Annotated in this window: 24 protein-coding genes; 12 read left to right on the plus strand and 12 right to left on the minus strand. The window is 60.3% G+C overall.

Features of this window, described 5'->3' with window-relative positions; translation table 11 throughout:
• Window positions 1-76 precede the first annotated feature (76 nt).
• Window positions 77-457 carry a diacylglycerol kinase gene (locus tag FHX08_RS06400; RefSeq protein ID WP_184327025.1) on the plus strand — a complete coding sequence of 127 codons (381 nt, stop codon included), beginning with the start codon at window positions 77-79 and terminating at the stop codon, window positions 455-457.
• Window positions 458-470: 13 nt separating this feature from the next.
• Here the strand turns inward: FHX08_RS06400 and FHX08_RS06405 are convergent, their stop codons facing one another.
• The gene (locus FHX08_RS06405; protein ID WP_184327363.1) at window positions 471-2,006 is read right to left on the minus strand and encodes a HAMP domain-containing sensor histidine kinase; all 1,536 of its coding nucleotides are present in this window, start codon (window positions 2,004-2,006) and stop codon (window positions 471-473) included.
• 106 nt (window positions 2,007-2,112) lie between these two features.
• On the opposite strand from FHX08_RS06405, the gene FHX08_RS06410 reads away from it, so the two are divergent.
• The 5 genes from FHX08_RS06410 (at window position 2,113) to FHX08_RS06430 (ending at window position 7,093) form a co-directional block, all read left to right on the plus strand.
• On the plus strand, window positions 2,113-2,661 hold the full coding sequence (locus FHX08_RS06410) for a thermonuclease family protein (RefSeq protein WP_184327026.1): 549 nt from the start codon (window positions 2,113-2,115) through the stop codon (window positions 2,659-2,661).
• Complete coding sequence (locus tag FHX08_RS06415) at window positions 2,658-3,299, plus strand: uracil-DNA glycosylase family protein (protein WP_184327027.1); 642 nt, start codon at window positions 2,658-2,660, stop codon at window positions 3,297-3,299. The genes FHX08_RS06410 and FHX08_RS06415 overlap by 4 nt, the downstream gene beginning before the upstream one ends.
• 70 nt (window positions 3,300-3,369) lie before the next feature.
• Window positions 3,370-3,858 (plus strand): Lrp/AsnC family transcriptional regulator, encoded by a 489-nt coding sequence (locus FHX08_RS06420; RefSeq protein WP_132651753.1) that lies wholly within the window; start codon window positions 3,370-3,372, stop codon window positions 3,856-3,858.
• 840 nt (window positions 3,859-4,698) lie between these two features.
• Window positions 4,699-5,727 (plus strand): porin, encoded by a 1,029-nt coding sequence (locus tag FHX08_RS06425; protein WP_132651752.1) that lies wholly within the window; start codon window positions 4,699-4,701, stop codon window positions 5,725-5,727.
• Between the two features lie 433 nt (window positions 5,728-6,160).
• Window positions 6,161-7,093 (plus strand): LysR substrate-binding domain-containing protein, encoded by a 933-nt coding sequence (locus FHX08_RS06430; RefSeq protein ID WP_184327028.1) that lies wholly within the window; start codon window positions 6,161-6,163, stop codon window positions 7,091-7,093.
• Between the two features lie 2 nt (window positions 7,094-7,095).
• Here FHX08_RS06430 and FHX08_RS06435 read toward each other — a convergent pair whose 3' ends face one another.
• Window positions 7,096-7,773 (minus strand): DNA alkylation repair protein, encoded by a 678-nt coding sequence (locus tag FHX08_RS06435; protein WP_184327029.1) that lies wholly within the window; start codon window positions 7,771-7,773, stop codon window positions 7,096-7,098.
• A 13-nt stretch (window positions 7,774-7,786) separates the two neighbouring features.
• Window positions 7,787-8,671 (minus strand): NAD(P)-dependent oxidoreductase, encoded by an 885-nt coding sequence (locus FHX08_RS06440; RefSeq protein WP_281412335.1) that lies wholly within the window; start codon window positions 8,669-8,671, stop codon window positions 7,787-7,789.
• Between the two features lie 247 nt (window positions 8,672-8,918).
• Between FHX08_RS06440 and FHX08_RS06445 the strand changes: the two genes are divergently transcribed.
• The 4 genes from FHX08_RS06445 (at window position 8,919) to FHX08_RS06460 (ending at window position 13,088) form a co-directional block, all read left to right on the plus strand.
• A complete protein-coding gene (locus FHX08_RS06445; RefSeq protein ID WP_132651748.1) occupies window positions 8,919-9,884 on the plus strand; it encodes an aliphatic sulfonate ABC transporter substrate-binding protein in 966 nt (321 codons plus the stop codon).
• Between the two features lie 203 nt (window positions 9,885-10,087).
• Window positions 10,088-11,263: an FMNH2-dependent alkanesulfonate monooxygenase gene (gene ssuD, locus FHX08_RS06450; RefSeq protein WP_184327031.1), complete on the plus strand. Its 1,176-nt coding sequence runs from the start codon at window positions 10,088-10,090 to the stop codon at window positions 11,261-11,263.
• Between the two features lie 88 nt (window positions 11,264-11,351).
• On the plus strand, window positions 11,352-12,200 hold the full coding sequence (gene ssuC / locus FHX08_RS06455) for an aliphatic sulfonate ABC transporter permease SsuC (RefSeq protein WP_132651746.1): 849 nt from the start codon (window positions 11,352-11,354) through the stop codon (window positions 12,198-12,200).
• A gap of 66 nt (window positions 12,201-12,266) precedes the next feature.
• Entirely contained in the window at window positions 12,267-13,088 is an 822-nt protein-coding gene (locus FHX08_RS06460; protein ID WP_132651745.1) for an ABC transporter ATP-binding protein, read from the plus strand.
• Window positions 13,089-13,165: 77 nt separating this feature from the next.
• On the opposite strand, the gene FHX08_RS06465 is transcribed toward FHX08_RS06460, so the two are convergent.
• The 6 genes from FHX08_RS06465 to FHX08_RS06490 form a co-directional block, all read right to left on the minus strand.
• Window positions 13,166-13,843 (minus strand): glutathione S-transferase family protein, encoded by a 678-nt coding sequence (locus FHX08_RS06465; protein WP_132651744.1) that lies wholly within the window; start codon window positions 13,841-13,843, stop codon window positions 13,166-13,168.
• A 68-nt stretch (window positions 13,844-13,911) separates the two neighbouring features.
• Entirely contained in the window at window positions 13,912-14,733 is an 822-nt protein-coding gene (locus FHX08_RS06470) for a class I SAM-dependent DNA methyltransferase (RefSeq protein ID WP_132651743.1), read from the minus strand.
• 43 nt (window positions 14,734-14,776) lie between these two features.
• The gene (locus FHX08_RS06475) at window positions 14,777-15,043 is read right to left on the minus strand and encodes an usg protein (protein WP_132651742.1); all 267 of its coding nucleotides are present in this window, start codon (window positions 15,041-15,043) and stop codon (window positions 14,777-14,779) included.
• A 161-nt stretch (window positions 15,044-15,204) separates the two neighbouring features.
• Window positions 15,205-16,035 (minus strand): ABC transporter permease, encoded by an 831-nt coding sequence (locus FHX08_RS06480; RefSeq protein WP_132651741.1) that lies wholly within the window; start codon window positions 16,033-16,035, stop codon window positions 15,205-15,207.
• A complete protein-coding gene (locus FHX08_RS06485; RefSeq protein ID WP_132651740.1) occupies window positions 16,032-16,838 on the minus strand; it encodes an ABC transporter permease in 807 nt (268 codons plus the stop codon). The genes FHX08_RS06480 and FHX08_RS06485 overlap by 4 nt, the downstream gene beginning before the upstream one ends.
• A gap of 113 nt (window positions 16,839-16,951) precedes the next feature.
• The gene (locus tag FHX08_RS06490; protein ID WP_132651739.1) at window positions 16,952-17,725 is read right to left on the minus strand and encodes a transporter substrate-binding domain-containing protein; all 774 of its coding nucleotides are present in this window, start codon (window positions 17,723-17,725) and stop codon (window positions 16,952-16,954) included.
• Between the two features lie 337 nt (window positions 17,726-18,062).
• On the opposite strand from FHX08_RS06490, the gene FHX08_RS06495 reads away from it, so the two are divergent.
• Window positions 18,063-20,321 carry an OmpA family protein gene (locus FHX08_RS06495; protein WP_132651738.1) on the plus strand — a complete coding sequence of 753 codons (2,259 nt, stop codon included), beginning with the start codon at window positions 18,063-18,065 and terminating at the stop codon, window positions 20,319-20,321.
• Window positions 20,322-20,454: 133 nt separating this feature from the next.
• Here FHX08_RS06495 and mobB read toward each other — a convergent pair whose 3' ends face one another.
• From mobB to FHX08_RS06510, 3 genes are read right to left on the minus strand one after another with little or no spacing between them, the layout of a single operon-like run.
• Window positions 20,455-20,979 (minus strand): molybdopterin-guanine dinucleotide biosynthesis protein B, encoded by a 525-nt coding sequence (gene mobB / locus FHX08_RS06500; RefSeq protein ID WP_132651737.1) that lies wholly within the window; start codon window positions 20,977-20,979, stop codon window positions 20,455-20,457.
• 31 nt (window positions 20,980-21,010) lie between these two features.
• On the minus strand, window positions 21,011-21,640 hold the full coding sequence (mobA, locus tag FHX08_RS06505) for a molybdenum cofactor guanylyltransferase MobA (protein WP_132651736.1): 630 nt from the start codon (window positions 21,638-21,640) through the stop codon (window positions 21,011-21,013).
• Window positions 21,641-21,671: 31 nt separating this feature from the next.
• Window positions 21,672-22,580: a DMT family transporter gene (locus FHX08_RS06510; protein ID WP_184327032.1), complete on the minus strand. Its 909-nt coding sequence runs from the start codon at window positions 22,578-22,580 to the stop codon at window positions 21,672-21,674.
• Window positions 22,581-22,879: 299 nt separating this feature from the next.
• Between FHX08_RS06510 and FHX08_RS06515 the strand changes: the two genes are divergently transcribed.
• On the plus strand, window positions 22,880-25,426 hold the full coding sequence (locus FHX08_RS06515; protein WP_184327033.1) for a methyl-accepting chemotaxis protein: 2,547 nt from the start codon (window positions 22,880-22,882) through the stop codon (window positions 25,424-25,426).
• Window positions 25,427-25,499 lie beyond the last annotated feature (73 nt).

The raw sequence follows: 25,499 nt of genomic DNA on the forward strand, positions 1-25,499 counted from the left end.
GGGAAGCGATATCTGCGTATCCGCTCATGAATGAAAGCGTCGGCAACAAGGCCGGCCTGGAGGAAACGAGGCGCCGTTGACGCAACCTGCCGTGACCAAGGAAACGGGATTTCGCCACTTCATAGCCGCGGCCGGCTATTCCTGGGCGGGGTTCCTGCGGGTCTTCAAGGAAGCGGCCTTCAGGCAGGAACTCGGCTTTTTCGTCGTGGCACTGATCGTGCTTTTCCTCATCCGCGCCGATGCTGCCGAATTCGTCGTCACGACGCTGCTTTTCCTCGGGCTCTTTTCCATCGAGGCGATGAATACGGCTGTCGAGGAAGTGATCGACCGAATTTCACCTGAAATTTCCATCGTCGGCAAACATGCCAAGGATCTCGGCTCTTTCGCCGTGACCTGCATGATTGCCGCCTGCTGCCTTTATCTCGGCTTCGTCATCGTAAGGCACCTGTTCTTCTGAACGAGTGCGTTGACTAGGCGAAGCTGCGGCGCTTCTTGGTGACCGGCTGCGCCTCTTCCACGGCCGGGATGCTCTGCAACACGCGCTTCGCCGGCAGGATGGCGATGACTTCGGTGCCTTCGCGCAGCTTGGATTTCAGGACGAACTGGCCGTCATGCTTGGCGAGGATCGCCTGGACGATCGGCAGGCCGAGGCCTGTGCCCTGTTCGGCGCTCTTGATGGCGATCGAACCCTGGCCGAAGGCAGAGAGCACAATCGGGATTTCATCTTCGGGAATGCCGGGGCCGTTATCCCTGATTGAAACGTACTGGCCGCCGCCGGCAGTCCAGCCGACCTTGACGTTGATTTCTCCACCCTGGGGCGTGAATTTCACGGCATTGGAGAGGAGATTAAGCACGACCTGGCGTATGGATTTCTCATCCGCCCAGATTGCTGGAAGCTGGCGTTCGACCTGATCGTGAATGGTGATGTTCTTGGCCCGCGCCCGAAGTTGCACCATACCGATGCAGTCTTCGGCAATATCGAGCAGCGAGACCGCTTCTTCGCTCAACTCATACTTGCCGGCTTCGATGCGCGAGAGGTCGAGGATTTCGTTGATGAGATCGAGCAGATGCTGGCCGGAACGATGGATATCGCCGGCATATTCCTTATAGGTCGGATTTGCGAGCGGCCCCATGACCTCCGCCGACATGACTTCGGAGAAGCCAAGAATGGCATTCAGCGGCGTGCGAAGCTCATGCGACATCGAGGCGAGGAAGCGCGACTTGGCGAGGTTTGCTTCCTCGGCGCGGCGCCGCGCCTCGTCCGACATGGATTTTGCCACTTCCAGCTCGGCGATCAGATCGTCCTTTTCTGACTGGAAGGAGAGGATCTTCAGACTGGACTGAAAAAGCCGATCGCTGATGTAATTGAAGAAGACCACTGTCGTGGTGAAGACAGCGGCCAGACAGACTTCCAGAATGTCGCGTGACAGGCCGCTTTTTGCGGCGAGCGCCACGACCGCGGGCGCAAAGCCGACGAGCACGGCTGGGGTCAGCATGAAATTCGACATCGTGGTGACCGACAGCGCGATCAACAGCGTGGCGCCCTTATAGAGCGTGAAGCTGGAGGGTTCGCAGGCCGAGCAGCCCTGCAGGGCAAAGATTGCCCAGCAGCATCCGATCAGGAACTGCCCGGCAAGCAATAGTTTGCGCCAGCGCCGCACGCTATCTGCAGTAATTTCCTGCTTCCTGGCGCGACGCGCCAGAAGAATATTGACGGCATGAAAGGTCAGCGTCAGCAACGCCCAGAAAAAAAGGCTCGTATCCTCGGTGAAATAGGTACCGAGTGCCGCGACGATGATGACGAAGAGCGGCATGATCGCCGCGCCCTGCAACACAGCGGCAATATACATCTTCAGAACGTCGCGATCGAAAACAGAGCTGGAAGCCTGGCCGGATTGCAGGCGTTCGCGCGTCTGCCGCACGGCCCTGGATACCGCCTTGTTGCGGTGGCCGCGCGATTTATCGACAATAATCTTGTCGGTTGATGTGCTGACGCCGGTACTCATGTGCACGTTGAAACTTTTCCTGCAGATGAATAAGAGCTTAACCGGAAATTCTTAAGAAGATGTTTGCCATCTTTGCCAAGGGTTTGTTTTTCAAGGAGGCAAAAGCGTGGCACGGCTATTCTCGTTGATCCGAGACGGGACGATCGCACTCGCTTTTCTTGTTCTCGTTGCATTAATTGCCGCCAAGCTGAACGACAGGCCCGACATCCAGCATCAAGGCGCCTTCCGCGCGGTTGATGGCGACAGCCTCGTTCTTGATGGCGAGCGCATGCGGCTCAAAGGCATCGATGCGCCGGAACTGACGCAGACATGCGAGCGGGCGGGGCAGGAATGGCCCTGCGGCAGGCTGGCGCAGCATACGCTGCAGCAGCTCGTCTCGGATGATGATACGCAATGCGGTGGAAGCGAGCGCGACCGTTACGACCGGCTTCTGGTAATTTGCCGCAGTCGTGCCGGCGATATCAATGCGCATATGGTGGCCGGCGGCATGGCGGTTTCCTATGGCGGCTATCGGCGCGAGGAGGAGCAGGCGAGGGTGCAGAAGCTTGGGCTTTGGGCCGGTCGTTTCGAGATGCCGCGTGACGTCAGGGATCAGGCTCGGCATGAAAACTCCGGCTTGCAACGGTTGATCGGCAAATGGACAGGATGGGAATGATAGATAGTGAGCCTGATGACGGGCTGGATGTATTGCGCCACGACATCGCCGCCTGTCGGATCTGTCGCGATGCGCCGATCCGCGGCATCGAGGATCGCTTGCCGCACGAGCCTCGACCGGTTGCCGTTCTTTCGAGACGCGCCCGTGTGCTGATCGCCGGCCAGGCGCCGGGGCTGCGCGTCCATGAAAGCGGCCTGCCATTCGACGATGCCTCGGGGGACCGGCTGCGCCAATGGCTGCAGGTGGACCGGCCGGCCTTCTACGACCGGGATCGATTCGCGATCGTGCCGATGGGTTTCTGCTTTCCAGGTTACGATGCCAAAGGCAGCGACCTGCCGCCGCGCCGGGAATGTGCGCCCGTCTGGCAGGGCCGCGTGCTCTCGGTCATGCCGCAGATCGAACTGGTGCTGGCTGTCGGCGGCTATGCGCAGGCCTGGCATATGGGGAAAATGCGACGCGAGAACATGACAGAGACGGTGCGGGCCTGGCGGGACAGTCTTGCCATGCCGGGCAAACCGGCAGTTCTTCCGCTGCCGCATCCGAGCTGGCGCAACACCGGCTGGATAAAACGGCATCCGTGGTTCGAAGAAGAACTGCTCCCCGAACTGCGCCAGCGAATCAAAATGCTTGCTTCCTGAAACAAAATTCTTTTCGTTGGCCGGAATCGCGCTATACAGAGAAAATAATTCGAAAGGGACTTATTTTCGCATGGACCGCCTCGACCGAAAGATACTGCGCCTGCTCCAGGAAGATTCGACGCTCGCCGTTGCAGACCTCGCCAAGAAGGTGGGCCTTTCGACGACGCCCTGCTGGCGGCGGATCCAGAAGATGGAGGAAGACGGTGTCATCAAGCGCCGGGTGGCGATCCTCGATCCGGAGAAGGTCAACACCAAGGTCACGGTTTTCGTGTCTATCCGCACAGCGACCCATTCCATCGAGTGGCTGCGCCGATTCTCGGAGGTCGTGGCGGACTTTCCCGAAGTCGTCGAATTCTATCGCATGAGCGGCGATGTGGACTATCTGCTGCGCGTTGTCGTGCCCGACATTGCCGCCTATGACGCCTTCTACAAGCGGATGATCGCCAAGATCGAGATTCGCGATGTTTCGTCTGCCTTCGCGATGGAGCAGATCAAGTATTCGACACAGCTGCCGCTCGACTACATGCTTCTCGAAAACGCCAAGTCCAACGAGGACTGAATTGGGCAGGCGCGCCTTCATACGGCGCTAACGACTCCTAGCAGGCGCGAACGAATCGTGCCTGCTGAACAGGAGAGCGGATGCGCTTCCGCAGACGAGGCGACTCAGAGTTCATCCGTGATTTCTAAGCCCGCTCGTGAAGCGCCAGGGCCTTGACGGCGGTGCAAAACCTTTCCAAATTGTAATCTTCCTGTCATGGAACTATGCGATCCACGCGGTCATGAGCTGGCCGCACGTTGGGAGGCATGAGTACCGGCTCAGGACGTGGTCCCGGGGGTTCCAGGAACACTGAATCAATGCCGGTGCGGCGCAATATCGCGCGATGCACGATTTTTTATGCATTTGGCGAAGCGTTTAATCGACGTCAAATTGCGGACCTGCGGTTGTTTCTACAACAATAAGTAGGCTTCAAATCGATTAATGGTCGCGATCCGCACCATTAGGTTCGATTTCAGAACATCATGTCCTAAATTTCGGTCTTTATATGGTCTTTAGCCGGCGCTACAGTTCGGTTGCTTCGCAAATCGTTTGAGCTCTGCTCCATTTTGCGGTGCCTGGGAGGACGATTTCAGCCGCCTGCGAAAACCACGGGTTATCGCGGCGGTATTTGCGCGTCAATCATCCAACTTATTGAAATTGTTGTATAAAAATCACGCTCCATGCAGAAAGCATGTGCGCGGTGAGCGTTGGCTCCCTTCACGAATTGCTACGGTCTGATGTCTGTGGAATGAACGTTTGGCGGTTCGATCGATCCGCACGCCGTGAGGCTGTTCAAACGGGTCGGCTTTGTCTCTTCGGAGACAGAGAAAGCCCCGATCGACAAAGGAGTGGAATTCTACAATGAACATCAAGATGGTATTGCTTGCGTCGGCAGCAGCATTTGCTGCATCGACCCCGGTACTTGCAGCAGACGCAATCGTTGCTGCCGAGCCGGAGCCGGTTGAGTACGTTCGCGTCTGCGACGCTTACGGCACCGGCTACTTCTACATCCCGGGCACGGAAACCTGCCTGAAGATCGAAGGCTACATCCGTTTCCAGGTTAACGTCGGCGAAAACGTTGGCGGCGACTCGGATTGGGATGCTGTAACCCGTGGTCAGGTTCAGTTCACCGCCAAGAGCGACACCGAATACGGCCCGCTCACCGGCGTTATCGTTCTCCAGGCCAATGCCGACAACGCATCGACCCAGGAAACGAAGCTCGACTCCGCTTACCTCGACGTCGCGGGCTTCCGCGCTGGTCTCTTCTACTCCTGGTGGGACGATGGTCTCTCTGGCGAAACGGACGATATCGGTTCTGTCGAAACGCTGCATAACTCCATCCGTTATCAGTACGAGACCGGTTCCTTCTACGCCGGCCTCAGCGTCGACGAACTGGAAGACGGCGTCTTCAAGACTGACGAAGCTCCGAACAACGTCGGCGTAGCCTTCGGCATCGGCGGCACAGCTGGCGCCTTCAGCTATCAGGTCACCGGCGGCTGGGACTTCGACAACGAAGACGGCGCAATCCGCGCAATGGGTACGGCTGAACTCGGCCCGGGCACGCTCGGCCTCGCAGCCGTCTACTCCAGCGGCCCGAACTCCTACTACTCGCAGGCTGAATGGGCAGTTGCTGCCGAATACGCCATCAAGGCTACCGACAAGCTGAAGATCACTCCCGGTGTTCAGTACTACGGTAACTACTGGGGCACCCCGGCCAAGCTTGGCGCTCCTGACGACTTCGATGGTCTCGGCGATGCCTGGAAGGTCGGTCTGACGGTTGACTACCAGATCGTTGACAATTTCTACGCCAAGGCTTCCGTCCAGTACCTGGATCCGGAAGATGGCGACGACGTCACGACCGGTTACTTCCGTCTGCAGCGCTCGTTCTAATTTAAACGACGGAACCCCCGGCCTCGTGCCGGGGGTCTCCTAATCCCAAGAGTTTCTGATCAGAATGACCTCCGATCAGTAACGAGGGACTGGTCCGGTTTTCCCTGCTGGGCCAGTCCTTTGCAGTTCAGAACCGGCATGAAGCCAAGAGCGCCGCCACGCTTACCGGTTTTGTTGGTCAACAGGTTTTCCTCCGGAATTTCTCCTGATTTCGAGCACATTTCAAAACTATCAGCGCATTCATTGCCTTGGTTGATTGCGCCATATTTCGTTGTGCGGCATGCACCTCGCGGTTGCGTTATCCCGTCCGGCAAGCTTCGCGTCAGGCCAGGTTCTATCCTCCCGGATCTGATGCCAATAATGTGACTGTAACGTCACAGGTGGAACATCCTAGGGGCTGGCATTCATTACTACTCTCGGGTAGGTTTCGATTATGGACGATCTTAACGATTACTTCTATTTTGCTGCCGTCGTCTCCAGCGGTGGCTTTGCCTCCGCAAGTAGAACTTTGAAAATACCTCGGTCCAAGCTCAGCAGACGTGTCAGCCGTCTGGAGGAGTGTCTTGGGGCGAGGCTGATCGAGCGATCCACACGTCACTTCCGGGTGACGGAGATCGGTCAGGCCTTCTACGAGCAGTGCCAGACGATTCTCCGTGAAGCCGATCGTGCCAAGTCGATCGTCACGGAAGCTCAATCCGATCCGCAGGGGATCGTGCGCATGGGTTGCCCGCTCGGTCTTGTCGATAACTCACTCGGCGCGGTTCTGCCTGAATTTCTGGAGCGCTATCCCAAGATCAAGCTGCAGATCATCGGCTCCGATCGGCGTACCGACCTCATCAACGAGCGAATCGATGTCGAAGTGCGGGCAGCAAGCGAGCCGGAAACGCAAACGAGCCTGGTGATGCGCAAGCTCGACCGGGCGCGACGCATTCTCGTTGCCAGCCCCTCGCTGGTTGAGCGCATGGGTGAACTCAGCTATGTCGATGATCTCGCCAACGGACCGACGCTCGCCATGTCCACCTGGATGTCCTTCCATACCTGGGAGCTGGTCGGTCCCAACGGGGAGAAGAAGGTCGTGCGACATCAGCCGCGGCTGACCTGCCGCAGCATGACGGCAATCCTCGATGCGGCCCGTGCCGGTGTCGGTTACGGCCTCATCCTCGAACGTGCATGCGCGGAGGATATTCAGTCTGGCCGCTTGGTTCGCGTGCTGCCGGACTGGCAGACGGCGGAGAGCCAGTTCTATCTGGTCTTCACGACGACTAAGGGCATGCCGCCGGCGGTGCGCGCACTGATCGATTTCCTCGTCGAGAAATCCAAGCAGCATCAGATCGTTCCAACGAGCGCAGCGATCGCGGCGCAATAAGGTTAGAGCCGGGCGAGCAGCTTTTCGCTCGTCAATTCCCTGACCGCATCCTTGCCGATCCAGCGTGCAGTCTTATCGGCACTTGCGGCAAGGCGTTCGGCAAGGGCCAGCGCCGGAGCGTGGCAGGCGCGGCTGCGCTTTCCGATATTGCGCAGCGCCCAATTGACGGCCTTGCGGACGAAATTGCGCGGGTCCGTCGCGTGGGCTTCGATCAGCGGCAAGTAGCTAAGCAGGCTTTCATCCGGGTCCTTCTTCCGGTGCACGGCTGCACCGGCGATCATGGCGAACGCGGTTCGCCGGACGAATTCACGCTCGTCGGCTGCAAAGTCTGCGATCAGCTTATCAAGGCCGGCTTCGACGAAAAGATCGGCAGCACAATCGACGATTTCCCAGGAATTGAAGTCCGCGGCCAGTGTTCTGGCCTCGGCTGGCGTCAGACTTTTCGGGTCGAACGTGTAAAGCGCCAGCATTCGCGCTTCGCGGATGCCGCTTGCCCAAAGCTCTTTCGCCCTGACGTGATCCTTCCTGGCGAGCCGGGCGATCTTCTGCAGGACGGGATTGGAGATGCCGATGGCGGTTTCGGTCACGATGCCGAAACGCGCCATGCCGGCGATATTGTCTTCGGAGCGTAGCGTCTGCAGATGCGCGATTAGCTCAGTTGCGCTCGAAGAGGGGCTCATATTCCTGGGCCAATCACTTCTCGAGGCGGGCGAGCAGCGAGGACGTATCCCACCTGTTGCCGCCGAGCGCCTGGATATCGCCGTAGAACTGGTCGACGAGGGCTGTCAGCGGCAGCTTGGCGCCATTCTGCCGGGCTTCCGTCAGGACGATGCCAAGATCCTTGCGCATCCAGTCGACGGCAAAGCCAAAATCATACTTGCCCTGGTTCATGGTCTTGTGGCGGTTTTCCATCTGCCAGGAGCCAGCGGCCCCCTTGGAGATGACATCGACCACCTTTTCGATGTCGAGGCCGGCGCGTTTGCCGAAATGCACGGCTTCGGCAAGGCCCTGGACGATGCCGGCGATGCAGATCTGGTTCATCATCTTGGTGAGCTGGCCGGAACCTGCCGGTCCCATGAGGCCGACCATGCGGGCATAGGCATCGATGACGGGACGTGCCTTTTCGAAGACGGCTTCATCGCCGCCGCACATGACGGTCAGCACGCCGTTTTCGGCACCCGCCTGACCACCTGAGACGGGCGCGTCGATGAAATCGACGCCCTTCGCCTTGGCCGCCGCATAGAGTTCGCGGGCGACTTCGGCGCTTGCCGTTGTGTTGTCGATCAGCACGGAACCGGGTTTCATGCTCTTCAGCACGCCGTTTTCGCCTGATGTCACCGAGCGGAGATCATCGTCATTGCCGACGCAGACGAAGACGAAATCGCAGCCATCGGCAGCTTCGGCCGGGGTAGGGGCGGACGTGCCGGAGAATTTTTCCGCCCAGGCGGCGGCCTTTTCGGCCGTGCGGTTATAGACGGTGACATCATGGCCGCCCTTTGTTTTCAGATGGCCCGCCATCGGGAAACCCATAACGCCGAGACCGATGAAAGCGACTTTCGCCATATATTTGTCCTCCATAACTGCTTGCAAACAGGCTCAGAGGATTAAAGGAAACAGCCAGGGACGGAAAGCCATGGCAGCGGTGGAAGTGGCCTGCCTTGGAACAAAATTTCTTCAATCTGCGAAAATCGGGGTTGGGAAAGTTTCAGATTCCGCGAATATGATAAATTCTGTTGTCGATCTAATTTATAGAAATCATCATAAATCCATCGAAGGGTCGAGCGGGGCAGCAGGAGCACCCGCCAGCCAAAGGAAGGGGATAGAGATGATTACACGCCGACAGACACTGGGACTTTTCGGGGCAGCGGCCGCCACCACCATTCTGCCATCCGTCCGTGCGGCGCGAGCCGCGGCAACAGAGTTTCGCATCGGCTGGCAGAAGAACGGCGTGTTGGCACTTGCCAAGCGACGCAGCGCTCTCGAAAAGCGGCTTGCCGATCAGGGAATTACGGTCAGCTGGTCAGAATTCACGTCAGGCCCGCCGCTTCTGGAAGCACTTGGCGCCGGTGCGCTCGATTTTGGCGCCACGGGCGATGTGCCGCCGCTCTTTGCCCAGGCGGCCGGCGGGGCGCTCTATTATGTTGGCGTCTACAAGGGTAGCCCGGCTGGCTCAGCCATTCTCGTGCGCAAGGATTCGCCAATTAAGACGCTGGAAGACCTGAAGGGCAAGAAGGTGGCCTTCAAGCGCGGCTCCAGCGCCCACAACGTAACGGTCAAGGTCTTGCGCAAGGCGGGGCTGAAGCCCGACGATGTCCAGCAGATCGATCTCGCGCCGCCGGATGCAGCGGCCGCCTTCAAGAATGGCAGCATTGATGCCTGGTCGATCTGGGATCCGTATCTCGCCATCGCCGAGGCCGATCCTGATACGCGCATCCTGACGACGGCCGAAGGCATCGTCGATTACTACAGCTTCTTCCTCGCCAACAAAGATTTCACCGATCAGAGCGGCACCGTCATCGTCAGTGTACTCGACGAGCTCGCCAAGGTGGGGCGCGCAGCACAGGACAATCTCGATGCGACGGTCAAGGAGCTCTCGGAAATTACCGGCGTCCCTGAAAACATCACGCGAGTGACGCTGCAGCGGCCCGGCGCCGATCTCGGTAGCGTGACGACCGTCACCGATGCGGCCGCAAGCTATCAGCAGGCGCTAGCTGACGAGTTCTACAATCTCGGCATCGTGCCGAAGAAGCTCACCACCGGCGATATCGTTTGGCGGCCGAAGGCGAGCTGACGCCGTCAGCTCTTGGCGCCTACACCTTGGGGCAGAGGTCTGCGGGCCGCGGCATGGGAGCGTGGCCATGCCGCGGAACCGGGCAAAATTATTCTCCACACCAAGCCAGAATCGCAAATTGATATTGTCGATATAATTTGTGGTCTATGTCACGATATGCCCAGTGAAGCTGATTTCAGATATCCATAAGAAGGAACGCGCTTATGACCGCCTCATCCGATCCGATCAATTTCCTCTGGTTCATCCCGACGTCCGGTGACGGAACCTATCTCGGCTCCACCGATCTCAATCGCGCTCCCGAAATCGGCTATCTGACGCAAATCGCCCAGGCGGTGGATCGCCTCGGCTACTCCGGCGTGCTGCTGCCGACTGGTGTCGCCTGCGAGGAATCCTTCGTGATGGCATCGGCGCTGGCGACCCAGACCGAGAAGCTTCAGTTCCTCGTGGCGATCCGTCCGGGCACAGCGTCTCCGGCCTATTATGCGCGCCTTGCCACGACGCTCGACCGCATCTCCAATGGACGCCTGTTGCTCAACATCGTTGTTGGCGGCAGCCCGGCGGAGCTTGCCGGCGACGGCATTCATCTCAAGCATGACGAGCGTTACGCCCATGCCGACGAGTTCTTCCATGTCTTCGAAGAACTGCTCGAAAAGGGCGTGGCGAGCTATGACGGCAAATATATCAAGGCGACCGAAGCACGCCTCGGCTTCCCCTCGGTGCAGTCGCCGCGCCCGCCGCTCTATTTCGGCGGCTCCTCGGATGCCGGCATCGATTTCGCCGTTGGCCGCGTCGACAAGTATCTGACCTGGGGCGAGCCGCCGGCGCAGGTTGCCGAAAAGGTGCAGAAAGTGCGCGCAGCCGCCGCCGGCAAGGGCCGCGAGGTTTCCTTCGGTATCCGCCTGCATTTCATCGTCCGCGAAACGGACGAGGAAGCGTGGGAAGCCGCCGATCGCCTGATCCGTCATCTCGATGACGAGACGATCGCCGAAGCGCAGGAGCGTTTCGTCAAGGAATCCGACTCCGTCGGTCAGAAGCGGATGGCGGCCCTGCATGGCGGCCGCCGCGACAAGCTCGAAGTGTCGCCGAACCTCTGGGCCGGCATCGGCCTGGTGCGTGCCGGTGCGGGCACCGCGCTCGTCGGCTCGCCGAAGACGGTGGCAGCGCGCCTGCGCGAATATCAGGAGGTCGGCATCGATACGGTGATCGGCTCCGGCTATCCGCATCTGGAAGAGGCCTATCGCGTCGCCGAACTGCTCTTCCCGGAACTCGGCATCACGAGGGACGAACAGCGGCTCAGCTTCAACAACGAGTTCGGCCGCAAGAAGGTTTTTGCCGGCGGCAGCCATGGCGGCAACCTGAAGGTCGTTTCCGGCTCCTGATCGAGGCCGCTTACCAACGCAATTCCGGACACGAAGCTTCGCACAGTTTCCCGGAATTCCCCAGAACTGAAGCGCGAGGAAGATATCCATGTCGACTTTCGATACGTTTGCGCGGGCTGCCGCCGCGACGCGCAAGGCAGGTGTCAGAGGGGGCAGGGCGGGTTTCCGCCTGCCGCTGCCCGGCAGCGATAAGCTTTTGCCCTACCTGGTGCCGGTTGCGATCATCACGCTCTGGCAGCTCGGCTGTTCGGTCGGCTGGATTTCCTCGCGCATCATGCCGTCGCCCGCCGATGTCGCCTCGGCCTTCTGGACAACGACGATATCAGGGCAATTGCCTGAGGACGTACTGGTCAGCGCCGCGCGCGCTTTTGCCGGCCTTCTCGTCGGCGGGTCGATCGGCTTCCTTATCGGAATCGCCAATGGCGTATCGAAGCTCTCGGAGCAATTGACGGATACGACGTTGCAGATGCTGCGCACCATTCCGCACTTGGCGATGATCCCGCTTGTCATCCTTTGGTTCGGCATTGGTGAAGAATCGAAACTGTTTCTCACTTCGCTCGGCGTGCTCTTTCCCGTCTACCTCAACACCTATCATGGCGTGCGCAACGTCGACCGCGACCTGATCGAGATGGGCAAGGTTTATGGCATGAGCGGCTGGACGCTGTTTCGCAAGGTGATCTTCCCCGGCGCGCTGCCATCGATCTTCGTCGGCCTGCGTTATGCACTCGGCATCATGTGGCTGACGCTGATCGTCTCGGAGTCGATCGCCGCCTCCTCGGGTATCGGCCATATGGCCAACAATGCCCGCGAATTCATGATGACCGATGTCGTGGTGCTGGCGCTCGTCATCTATGCAGTACTCGGCAAGCTTGCCGACGTTGTTGCCCGCGCGCTGGAGCGCCAGACGCTGAAGTGGAACCCGGCCTACGCGAACTAGAACAATCCGGCAAAAGTGTGCAGCGGTTTTGCCTCGGAATTGCGCGAAAATAGAGAAAGACAAGCCATGACCGTCATCACACATGAGCGTTTCCACGCCTCCGAAGAAGTGGAATTCGGCGAGGGGCCAGCCGCTGCGGCAGGTACCGGTGCTGCGGCCATTACACTTTCCGGCCTCGAAAAGAGCTTCGGCGCCAACCGGGTGCTGCGTGGCATCAATCTCCATATTCCAGCCGGACAGTTTGTCGCCGTTATCGGCAAGAGCGGCTGCGGCAAGAGCACACTGCTGCGCATCCTGATTGGTCTCGACGGGCCGACATCGGGCGAACTCAGTTTCGAAGGTGCCGACGGCAGAGAAATCGAGCCCAACGCACGCATCGTCTTCCAGGAGCCGCGGCTTCTGCCCTGGCTCAGCGTCGCCGACAATGTCGTGGTCGGTCTTGGGGAAGGTATCGAAAAGAAGCAGGCGCTTGCGGAAGCGAAAGCCGTGCTCGACGAGGTGCAGCTCACCGAAAAGGCCGATGAATGGCCGACACGCCTTTCCGGCGGCCAGCGCCAGCGCGTGGCGCTGGCGCGCGCGCTTGTCAGCAAACCTGGTGTTCTGGCCCTTGACGAACCGCTCGGCGCGCTCGATGCTTTGACGCGCATCAGCATGCAGCAATTGCTGAACCGCGTCTGGCGCGAACTCGGCTGCACCACCGTACTCGTCACCCACGACGTCAGCGAAGCGGTGCATCTCGCCGACCGGGTAATCGTGCTGGAGGAGGGCCGTGTCGCGCTCGATCTCGCCATTCCCTATCCGCACCCGCGCCGCCATGGCAATCCAGCGCTGGCGGAGCTGGAGGGCAGGCTGCTGTCGGCGATTCTTGGCAGCGATGGCGGACATTGACGCATTATGTTCGCTCGCCCTTATGGTCAGCGGATTTCCGGGATGCAATCGATCTTGATAGGGCCGGAGAAAACATACTATGGCCGAAACTCTTCCGGCAGATCTTCCTTGTAGGGATAGAACTTGAAATAGGGCAGCGCCTCTCTTAGCACGCGGGCGAAGGAAGGGCGCTCCAGCAGGCGGCGGTAATAGGCTTCGAGGCCTGGGCGCTTCTCGGTGAAGGGTACCAGCGTGCGGGCATAGAAGAGGGCAGGAGCGGCGGCGCAATCGGCCATGGTGAAGGCGTCGCCAGTGATCCAGGCTTTGCCTTCGATCTGTTTCTCCACCATATCGTAGGCGAGCGACAGCATGTCGCGCGCCTCGTTGACGCCATGCGGGTCGGCCGAGCCTTCCGGGCGCAGGCGGTCGATGACGATCTTCTGCATCGGCACCTGCACATAGAGATCGAAGAAACGGTCCCAGAGGCGCACCTGCAGGGCGGCGTTGGTTTCCTCCGGCACGAGCGGCACGGGGCCGGGATAGTGCCGGTCGAGGTACTCGATCATGATGCTGGTTTCAGGAACGGTGCTGTCGCGCGTCTCGTCGCGCAGAAGCGGGATCTTGCCGACCGGCCAGAAGCGCAGGAGATCCGCGCTCGATTGTTCGTCGGCGAGATCGACGAAGCGGTTTTCGAAGGGCGTGCCGTTTTCGTAGAGCGCGATCAGCACCTTGTGGCAGAAGGAGGCAAGCGGATGCTGGTAAAGAACGAGCGCCATGCGTTGACCTTTCCTGAAGAGATCAGGTCAGGAAACTAGTAAGACGCCCGCAAAATGCCAGATGGCCTTCAGCCCGTGTAGCGCGCCGTCACCAGATGGCCCGGGCTCGGCTGTCCTTCCTGCATGCGCACGTTGATTTCGAGCATCTCGAGGAGTTCAAAGCCGGTGGCGGCCAGTCGCTCGCGGATATAGGTCTCGGTGTGGATGAAGCGTTGGTGCGGGCCGACCATGTAGGGGCGGCCGTCCGCCAGCTTTTCGGGCAGGGTTTCCGAGGAGAAGACGAAGATGCCGCCGGGGTTCATATTCTCGGCGGCGCCGAAGAAGAGCGGTTCCAGTGCGCCGAGATAGGGCAGAACGTCGGTGGCGGTGATGAGGTCGAAGGGCTCCTCGTCATTGTCATCGAGGAAATCCTCGACCTCGGCGACGAAAAGCGTTTCATAGACTTCCTTCTCGTCGGCGATGACGACCATGTTTTCGGAAATATCGATGCCGACCATTTCGTCGCAAAGATCGTTGAGCGCGCTGCCGGTAAGGCCCGTGCCGCAGCCGAGATCGAGCATGCGCTTGAAGGGGCCCAGTTTCAGATCCTGCAGGCGCTGGCGCACGAGCATCGGCACGTGATAGCCGAGCTGTTCCACCAGCACGTCCTCGAAGACTTCGGCATGCTGGTCGAAGAGGGTTTCGACATAGGCGTCCGGTGCGCGAACAGGCGTTTCGCCGCGGCCCATGGAGGCGATCCGGACGGCCGCGCCGCCGTGATCGTCGGGATCGATTGCCAGGACTTCCTGATAGGCGTCCACGGCTGCATCGATATCACCGGACTTTTCAAGCGCAAGAGCGCGATTATAGGCTTCCGCGAGAGCCTCTTCGTCGATCTTCTTTTTGTTCATGCGGGCGTTTTAGAGCCCGCAGCTTACCATCGCAACTGCAATCTCAGTGCAATATGAATTCGCCCTTAAGGGAGCGCCACTCGGTTGCCGAAATGAGCCTGCGGTGGGTATAGCGGACCGAATGCAGCGGCCCGTCCAGTTTCTCTTGCCAGAATTTTAAAAAGCCGCGCATCTCCGGAAAATCCGGGGCGAGGTCGTAGTCCTGCCAGATATAAGTCTGGAGAAGGGCCGGGTGATCCGGCATGCGGTAGAGGATCTGGGCGGTTGTCAGTCCATAACCCTGAAGCTGCTTTTCGATATCCTTGTGCATTTTGTCTCACTTCTTCTTGTTCCCACTCCGCGCTTATTAGCGCAGCATGATATGAAATCATGCCGTGGTTAACCGAAGCTTGACAGATGCGAAGCAAAAGAGCCATTTATTTTTGATTTCAAGGACTTGGCAGCAGCAATGGGAGAGTGCTGCCAAATCTTTCAGCGCTTCAGATGGCGCGTCAGGCGTCGCTCGATGGCAGCCCATATATGGCGAAGCGCCTCCACGATCGTCAGGTAGAAGATCGCAGCCCAGAGATAGGTCTGGTAATCGAAGGTGCGTGAGAAGGCATAGCGGGTCTCGCCCATCAGGTCGAGAACGGTGATGATGGCAACGACCGCCGAGCCCTTGATGAGCAGGATGATCTCATTGCCATAGGGACGCAGCGCCACGATGAAGGCCTGCGGCAAGACGATCTTACGAAAGGCAATAGCCTTGTGGATGCCGAGAGCTGCGGCTGCCTCACGCTGGCCATGCGGGACGCTTTCGATTGCGCCGCGCAGGATTTCCGCCTGGTAGGCAGCCGTATTGATGGTCATGGCGAAGACGCCGCAATACCACGCGTCCCGGAAAAACCACCATATGCCGATGGCTTCCAGCTGCGGGCGGAACACGCCGAGCCCGTAATAGACGAGGAAGAGCTGGGCGAGCAGCGGCGTGCCGCGGAAGAAATAGATATAGCAATAGGCCAGCCAGTTCAGCAACCGGTTGTTCGACAGGCGTGCCATGGCGAGCGGCAGCGACAGAATGGCGCCGAAGAAGACAGACAGTGCAACGATGCTGAGCGTCACCCAGAGGCCATGCAGATAACGCGGCCCGTAGCGCGTGAACTTGTCCGGATCCCAGCCGGCAATGACGGTGTAGACCAGCAGCGCGGCAAGCAGTGCCCAGAAGGCGACGAGCATGTAGCCGCCGAGGCGGGAGGCCGTCATTGGCTTGGCGATTGCGCGGGGTGCGGGCTGCGGCGGGATCAAAGTTTCGGCATAACTCATCGGCGGACCTCCGAACGCTTGGCCCAGCGGTCGATATAGACGAGCGCGAAGGAAGAGAGGATGGCGAGCACCAGATAGAGAACGCAGGCGATGCCATAGAAGAAGAAGGGTTCCTTCGTGACGCGCACGGCGACACTGGTTTGGCGCAGGATATCGGCAAGGCTGATAATCGAGACGTAGGATGTGTCCTTCAGCAGCACCATCCAGAGGTTCGTCAGGCCGGGCAGCGCAATCCGGATGAGCTGCGGTAGAACGATGAGGCGCAGAGTGCGGGAGCGATGCAAACCCAGCGAATCTCCCGCCTCATATTGTCCCTTTGGGATGGCGCGGAAGGCAGACAGCAGCACTTCCGAACAGTAAGCGGAAAAGACGACCGAGAGCGCGATCACGCCGGCGAGGAAGGCATTAATCTCGACCGGCGGGCCTTCATAGCCGGCGAGATCCAGCAGATACTGGATGAGGATCTGCATGCCGTAATAGATGATGAAGAGCGTCAGAAGCTCCGGCAGGCCGCGAAAGATCGTCGTGTAGATGCCGGCTGCCAGCCTCAGGGACTTTTCCTCCGATTGCTGGCCTAGCGCCACGAGGAAACCGATGACGAGACCGATCGGCAAGGTGACGATCGCCACCGATACGGTGACCTGCAGACCGAGCGCGATCTCATCGCCCCAGCCGCTATCGCCACAGGCAAGAATCGTCGACTGACCAAACCAGGTGAAGAGGCCGACGGGTCCGCACAGTGGATCGAAAATGTGCACCAGTAAGCTCCAGAAGGAGCCGAGCGCGGAAAACAATCCGCCCATGCCAGAAGTCCCCTCACGGCTTTTGCCGTTTTGATCTTGCCACCTTTGTCAAACAAAAATGGCGGAAGAGCAAGCCTTCCGCCATTTCCTTCATCGGCCAGATAGCGAATTTATCATTCGCCGTAAACGTCGAAATCGAAGTACTTGTCCTGGATCTTCTTGTACTCGCCGCTGGCGCGGATTGCAGCGATCGCAGTGTTCAGCTTCTCCTTCAGCGGATCGCCCTTGCGGATGGCGATACCCGCGCCGTTGCCGTTGATTTCCTTGTCGACCGGCAGGGTCGTCAGGATCTTGCAGCAGGAGCCGGCGTCGGACTTGACCCATTCGGAGAGAACGACGACATCGTCGATGACGGCGTCGACGCGGCCGCTGGAAACGTCGAGCTTGTATTCGTCAGCCGTCGGGTAGAGTTTCAGCTCGGTGTCGGCGAGATGCTTCTCGGCATAGTTGGCGTGCGTCGTTGAGGTCTGCGCACCGATCACCTTGCCCTTGAGGCCGGCGACGTCTGTGATCTTGGAGTCCTTCGGCACGGCGATTGCCGGCGGGGTGTTGTAGTACTTGTTGGAGAAGTCGACGAGTTTCAGGCGCTCCGGGGTGATCGACATCGACGAGACGATCATATCGAACTTCTTGGCGTTCAGCGCCGGGATGATGCCGTCCCAGTCGGTGGACACGAAGGAGCATTCGGCCTTCATTTCGGCGCAGAGTGCCTTGGCGATATCGATGTCGAAGCCCTGAATGGTGCCACTGGCATCGACGAATTCGAACGGCGGGTAGGTCGAGTCCGTGCCGATCACATATTTTTCACCGTCGGCGAGAGCCGCGCCGGCGAAGAGAGACATTGCTGCGAGCGAGGCTGCAGCAAGGAGCTTGGTGGAAATGCGCATGAGGATCCTCTCTGTTGGTGGCGCCGGGTCTTTTTGTTGTTCGCCGGCGACCGCACACCTCGACGGTGCCACCACCGTCTTGCGGCGATAATCAAACTTTTTTTCACAAAATTGCAACAGGAATCCCGCCGCAATTGTGCGGTGCAACCGATGGCCGGGCTGAGACCGACATGAATGTCACCCGACTGCGATGTTCAGGTGAGGTTAATCGCGCTTTTCCTAGCCTTCGGAACAAACCGGCATTTTACCAAGTTGGGCTTTGCTTGGTGCACAAAAAGCCGTGATTGCCGGGCAGTCAGCCCCGGTTGACGTTGAGACAAGAAAGAGGAAATCCCTGATGGGCATGAAATCCAGACTGTTTGCCAGTGCAGCCTTTCCGCTACTTTCCCTTGCCCTTGCGATGCCGCCAATGGGCGCTTACGCCGCAGTCAGCGGAGGGGTGCAAGGCGCAGTCCAACCCGTTGTCCAAGGAAGCTACGAGGTGGCGCAGGATGCGCCATCGGAAGAGGAGCTTCTGAAAAAGAAGAAGAAGCTGGAAGAGCAGCAGCAACAGCAGAAGGAGGCGCCAGCGGAAAAGCCCAGGCAGAGCGAAGCGCCTCAGGAAAAGCCGCAGATGCGTGAGGCACCTGCCGAGAACGCTCCGGAACAGAAACCCAAGCGTCAACGCGAGCCCGAACCGCAGGCCGCACCGGAGGCACAGCCGCCTGCCGCTGAAGAACCCGCCCGTCCGCGCAAGCGCCAGGCACAGCCTGAACAAGCAGCACCCGAGCAGCAGGCACCTGCCGCTGAGGAGCCGCAACGTCCGCGCCGCCAAAAGCAGGCACAGCCTGAGCCTCAGGCAGTACAGCCGCAAACCGAACAACAACCCCAAGCCGAGCAACCGAAGGCAGAACAGCCGAAGCGCCAGCGCGACCGTAAGCAGAACACCGAGCAGGCCGCGCCGGAAGCACAACCGCCGGCCGAACAAGCCCCGACAGCGGGCGAAGCTCAGCAGCCCGCTGAAAAGCCGCGCCAGCGCCAGAAGCCCACAACCGCCGAACAGCCGGCAGAGCAGACCCCGCAACAGTCTGCCGAGCCGCCGCAAGGTGGCAAGCAGGCGGCGCCCGGCGGCAAGAAGCTGCCTGCCACCGAGCAGCAGTCGGCACCATCAGGTGAGGCGCCCAAGCCGGCCGAGAAACCCGCAACGGCTGAACAGCCGGCCCCGGCGGAGAAGCCTGCGACAGCCGAAAAACCCGCCCCCGCTGAAAAACCTGCGACTGCCGAGAAGCCTGCCGCTGGCGAACAGCCGGCCACCGGTCAGGCCGTGCAGCCGGCACCCGGCCAGCAGCCGACAGCAATTGCGCCTCAGCCGGGAGAACAGCCGGCCGCCGGCGCGCCTCAGCAGACCGAACAGGCAATTCCAGCGCCCGAAAAGATCACGCCGCAGGAACTGCAGCGCCGCAAGGAGATCGCCAAGGATCCGGCCAAGAGCAACGAGACGATCGTTCTGCCGGTTGAGAACGGTGCCGCTGTTCTTGACAGCGACAAGGATGCCGATCGCAGCCAGGGCCAGCAAGGCCGCCGCAACCGCGACCGCCAGCGCGCCCAAAGCCAGGAAGTGCCACTGCCCAAATCGGATGCCCAGGCCCAAGTGTTCAGTGGCGAAGCGCAGCGTGCGCCGGTGCAGATGGAAGCCGTCACGCGTGAGGAGGGCCGTCGTATCGACAGCCGCCCGCAGTTCGCCCGGCCGGAAGGCGCAAATTACGGCGAGCAAACCAACGATAACCGTGTCATCATCCAGTTCGGCGACCGCACCGTGGTTCGCAGCGATGACGACCGCCGCTTCCTGCGCGACGGTGAACGGCCGACCTACGAGGAACTTTCGGGTGACCGCTACCGCGAGACGATCATCCGGCCCGAGGGCTATCGTATTGTGACGATTCGCAACCGCTACGGCGACATCATTCAGCGCTCGCGCATCGATGCCCGCGGCCGGGAAGACGTGCTCTACTACTCGCCCGAGCTCTACGAGGATCCGAATCGTGACTACTTCGAAGATCCGGGTGCAGACCTGCCGCCGATGCGCCTCAGCGTGCCGCTGGACGACTATATCATCGACACCAGCACCGAGCCGGATCGCGACTATTACGAGTTCCTGAGCGAGCCGCCGGTGGAGCCCGTCGAGCGTATCTATTCGCTGAATGAGGTGAAATATTCCGCTCGTATCCGCGACAAGGTGCGCCGTATCGATCTGGACACGATAACCTTCGCAACCGGCAGCGCGGAAGTTCCGATGAGCCAGGCCCGCACGCTGCGCAAGGTGGCCGATGCGATTAAGGAGATCCTCGACAAGAATGCCAGCGAGACCTTCCTGATCGAAGGCCACACGGATGCCGTGGGTTCGGCCCAGAGCAACCTGATCCTGTCCGACCAGCGCGCGGAATCAGTCGCCAATGTCCTGACGGATGTCTATGGCATTCCGGCTGAGAACCTTGCGACCCAGGGTTACGGCGAGCAGTATCTGAAGGTGAACACGCTGGGGCCGAACCAGGAGAACCGGCGCGTGACCATCCGGCGTGTGACGCCGCTGGTACGGCCGGTAGCGCAGAACAGGTAAGAATACCGATAAGTCGTGAGGGGCGGGGTCGTGAGGCCCCGCCCTTTTTTTTGGATTCTCTGGAAAGAGGCGAGGCTATGGCGTGAACAGAAAACGACACAGCCGATTCCGGAGGCCGTCTCACACCTGTCTCTCAAACACCAACCGGAGCCCCAAGCCCGACCATACGCGTCACGAAATCCGCGATCCCAACCGTATCATCGAGATCGAACACGGCCAGCTCGCCAGCATCTTCCACGGCATGATCTGCGGCAATCGCTACGATATGCGGATCCTCAGGCGCCAGAGGATCGCGCCTTGCCGCCTCCAGCCGTCGGGCCTCGATCTTCGGGATCGGCTCGCGCTTATAGCCTTCGATCAGCACGAGATCACACGGCGCCAGCCGGGCTAATATCTCCTCGCAGCTCGGTTCCGGCTCCCCGCGCAGCTCGTGCATGATGGCATAGCGGGTGCCGGAGACGATCGTCACCTCATGGGCGCCGGCCTGGCGGTGGCGGTAACTGTCGGCGCCGACCTTGTCTATGTCGAAATCGTGGTGGGCGTGCTTGATGGTGGAGATGCGATAGCCGCGGCGGGTGAACTCCTCGACGAGGCGGACCGCAAGGCCGGTCTTGCCGGAATTCTTCCAGCCGGCGATGCCGAAGATCTTATGTGCCATCCGCCCATCCTCCCTCATATGCCCATCTTCGTTATCCTCCGAGTGCCTCCAGCCAGCGTTCCGCCTCCATTAAATCATCCGGCGTGTTGATGTTGAAGAAGGGATCGAGAAGGCTGGCGCGGGTCGGATGCAGCGGGAAGGGTACTTCCGTGGCGTGATGACGTAAGAGGAAGTCGCGAACGCGGCGTTTGCCGTCATTCTCCACCCATTCTTCCAAATCGGTGGCGAGCGCGGTCGGCCAGAGGCCAAAGATCGGATGGCTGCGGCCCTCGGAAGCGGCAATGGCGATCTGCTCCGGATGATCGATGGCAGCGGCAAGCCGGCTGACGAGATCGGCCGGGAAGAAGGGGCAATCGACTGAGACAGTAACGACATGGGTGGCGGGGAGGCCTGACCCATAGACCATCGCAGCATGAATGCCGGCCATCGGCCCAGCCTTGCCGGGAATGCGGTCGGAGATGACAGGCAGGCCGTGGCCAGCGTCGTCATCGGCATTGATGGCGATGTGGGCCGCCTGTGGCGAAAGGCGGGAGACGACATGATCGAGCAGGCTGCGACCGCCGAGTATCACGGCTGCCTTATCGCGGCCCATGCGGGAGGAGCGGCCGCCTGCCAGCACGACGCCCGGAATGGCCGATCTGTCGAGCGTAAAATCAGTCATGGCGATACCTCGATCCTACACGGGCGACATCTCATACAGGCGAGCGGGGCGCCGATTCCTGGGCGACCGGCGGCACGTGGCGCTTGGCCTCACGATAGAATGTATAGAGGCCGGAGGCGATAACGATGGCGGCACCGACAAGCGTCCAGAAATCAGGCACTTCCGCAAAGAAGAAAAAGCCGAGCAAAGCCGAGAAGATCAGACTCGTATAACGGAAGGGCGCCACAAAAGAGATTTCGCCGGTGCGCATGGCAACGATGACCGACTGGTAGCCGACGAGCACGAGCACGGAGGCAAGAAGCAGATGCGACAGCGAGGTGGCGCTGACCGGCTCCCAGCCGCCGAGGAAGGGTATCATCAGCGCGCCGAATATCCCGACCGATATGGCCGTCACCGTCGTGATCATCAGCGAGGGGATGTCCTTGCTGATGCTGCGGGTAGCGAGATCGCGGCCAGCCGTCGAAGCCACACTGCCGACGCAGAGCAGCGCGGCGGCGGTAAAACCTTCCGGTCCGGGGCGAATGATGATCATGACGCCGACGAGGCCGACGAGGATCGCCATCCAGCGCCGCCAGCCCACCGGCTCCTTGAAGAAGAGCGCAGCGCCGAAAGTGACGACCAGCGGCAGGGATTGCAGGATCGCCGAGGCATTGGCGATCGGCATCATGCCGAGCGCGGTAATGTAGGTGACGGCAGCGATGATCTCGCAGGCGATGCGCAGCGCAATCACCGGTTTGACCATGATGCGCCAGGGACGCAACGCGCCGAGCTTCCAGGCGATGAGATAGACGAGGATGCTGGTGAAGAGGCCGCGCAGGAACATGATCTCGCCGGCATTCATATAGGCTATGACGGATTTGGAAAGTGCGTCGCTCGAGGAGAAGCCCGCCATCGCCATGCTCATAAAGATGGCGCCTTCGGTATTGCGTGATCGCGGCATGCTGGAGAATCCCTTACCTTACAGGCTCTTTTAGAAGGGAACGACGGCCAAGGGAATCGGAGGAATGCCACACCTGAAATAATTCGTTGCTGCAGTGCGGTGCAACCGAACGTGAGGGAAAGCAGATGCGGCAAATATTAGAAAAATAAGGATGATTCCCAGATCTGTCGGTTGCGGATTAAGGTTGTATCAACCGATTCAGCCAAAGATACGACCACTCTCCATGATGGAGTGTGCCGCCGAGCCATCCGGAATGATTGTGGAATGGACGGTACCATCGTTTCAAGGCGCCGCTCCCCATGCACTTCATCGACCGTCTCCTGCAAAGCCGTCGTATCGTCACCAAGGTCCTGCTCTTCGTCATCCCGCTCGTCGTGCTGATCGCCGGCGTCGGTATCCTTGGTTACCACACGGCCAATATCCTGAACGGTCATATGACGGTGACCCGCGCAACGATCGAAAACATTTCCGATTTCGAGAACCTCCAGGCCGCGCTGCAGGAATTCGTCTCCGATCCCTCGGATGCGAGCAAGGCCGATTTCGGCAAGGCGATCGATGCGCAGGAAAACGGCGTGGTGCGCCTGAACGGCCTCCTAAAGACCGACGACCAGCGCAGCCAGCTGACCGAAGTCAGCGGTCTTGCATCGGCTATGCGCAGGCAGCAGGAGACGCTGTGGAGTCTGCGCCAGAGTGAGGATGCGAGTGTTGCGGCCATCACTGGGACGCTGCAGACAATCTCGGCTGCAGCCGACGAAGCCGGCGGACAGGCCGATATCGTGCGCAAGGATTTTACCGACAAGGAAGTCTTCGCCAAGGCGCTGCTTTACGATACCGCCGCCTTCAAGTCGCTGACCGACATCATGGGCGCGATGCGCGTCGATATCCAGATGGGCTTCACGCCCGACGAGCAGGTGGAGGCAGCCCAGCAGCATATGGCCGAGATCCGGAAACAGCTCGGTGTCGCAAGCGGCATGGTCTCCAAGGACGGCATGCCGCTGATCGAGCAGCTCACCAGTACCGCGGACAAGCTCGATGCGCTGCTGAAGGGCAATGGCACGCCGGATGAGAAGGCGACAAGCATGGCGCCGCTGCTTACCGGCTTCGTCAATACCGAAGGGCAGATGACGCTGCAGTCGGCCAAGAACAGCGATACGGCGTCCGCCCGCTTCGTCAGCCTCGACAAGAGCATTGCCGCACAACGCGAATTGCTGAACGCGGTCGATCAGGTGCGCGACATCGCCGATCGTCTGCAGGTGCATGTGAGTCAGATGCTGAGCGCGCGTGTCGGTGCTTCGCGTGATGTGGTTCTCGCCGATCTCAAGGCGCTCACCGAAACCGCAAAGAAGATTTCCGCGCTCGGCGCCAAGGACAACGTGCTGAAAGCCTTCGCCGACAAGATCGCCCCGGCCGCCGCCTCGCTGACCTCAGGTTCGGCCGACATGCTGAAAGCAGCAGCCGACTGGAAGGCTGCCCGCCAGCAATCCTCCGAAATCCTCTCCGGCGCCATGGCCTCGCTGCGCCAGTTCGTCAGCCAGGCGCAGGAGCTCGGCAAGGAAGACAGCGAGCGTTCGGCCCAGGTTTCCGTCTTTGCAATGATCCTTGGGACGCTGCTTGCGATCGTCGGCGGCCTAATGCTGGTCGAGACGCTGCGCGGCCCGCTGAAGCGCGTTTCCGACGTGATGACGCGGCTTGCCGATGGCGATCTCGAAGTCGCCATCGAAGGCCGCAACCGCGGTGATGAAATCGGCGACATGGTGCGCTCGGTCGCCGTTTTCCGCGATGCGGCGGTCGAAAATGTCAGGCTTGAGAAGGAAGCCGAAAGCGCGCGTGCATTGTCTGCCGACGAGGCCAACAGCCGCGCCGCCGAGCGCGCCCGCATCGAGGCCGAACAGAAGCACGCGTTGAACGCGCTCTCCGACGTGCTTCACCAGCTTGCCCAAGGCAATCTGGAAACCGGCATGCGCAACGATCTTGCCGCTGATTTCGTCGAGATGGCCGATACCTATAACCACGCTGTCGAGGCGCTGCGCCAGACACTGTCGGATGTTCGCTCCGCGACCGTCGAGATCAAGGGCGGCACGGGCAACCTGGCATCCTCGGCTGACGATCTTGCCCGCCGGACCGAACAGCAGGCGGCAGCATTGGAAGAAAGCTCACGGGCGCTGCGTCACCTGAGCGATGTCGTGCGCTCCACCGCCGACCGCGCCAAGCAGACGGCGCAGTCCGTCGATGCGACCCAGGCTTTCGCCAGCCGCTCCGGCGAGATTGTCGCCAAGGCGGTCGATGCCATGGGCGAGATCAACCGCTCCTCGGAAAAGATCGCGACCATTATCGGTGTGATCGACGAGATCGCCTTCCAGACGAACCTTCTGGCGCTGAATGCCGGCGTCGAAGCAGCGCGCGCCGGCGAGGCGGGCCGCGGCTTTGCGGTCGTAGCACAGGAAGTGCGGGAACTGGCGCAACGCTGCGCCAAGGCCGCCCGCGAGATCAAGGAACTCATTTCGGCAAGCTCCGGCCAGGTTCAGAGCGGCGTGCAGCTCGTCGAGGAAACCGGCCAGGCGCTCGCCGAAATCATCGCCCATGTCGGCGGCGTGCAGCGGCTCGTCGCCGAGATTTCGGCGGCCACCGGCGAACAGTCGACCGGTCTGCATGAAGTCAGCAAGGCGGTTCATGACGTCGAGCTCATCACCCAGCAGAATGCAGCGATGGTGGAAGAGAACAATGCCGAGATCCAGGGCCTGCGCCATCGCGTCGACATGCTCTCGGAAAAGGTCGACCGCTTCCGCACCGGCGATGACGGCGAGGTGCATGGCAATAGGGGCCGCTGGTCGGGCCGGGCTGCGTAAGCAGTCGCGTCAGGAATGATATCCGAGAACCCGCGGTGCTCGCATCGCGGGTTTTCTTTTGAACAATTAGGCG

It is taken from the genome of Rhizobium sp. BK529 (genome assembly GCF_014194105.1).
In the GTDB taxonomy this organism is placed as follows: domain Bacteria; phylum Pseudomonadota; class Alphaproteobacteria; order Rhizobiales; family Rhizobiaceae; genus Rhizobium.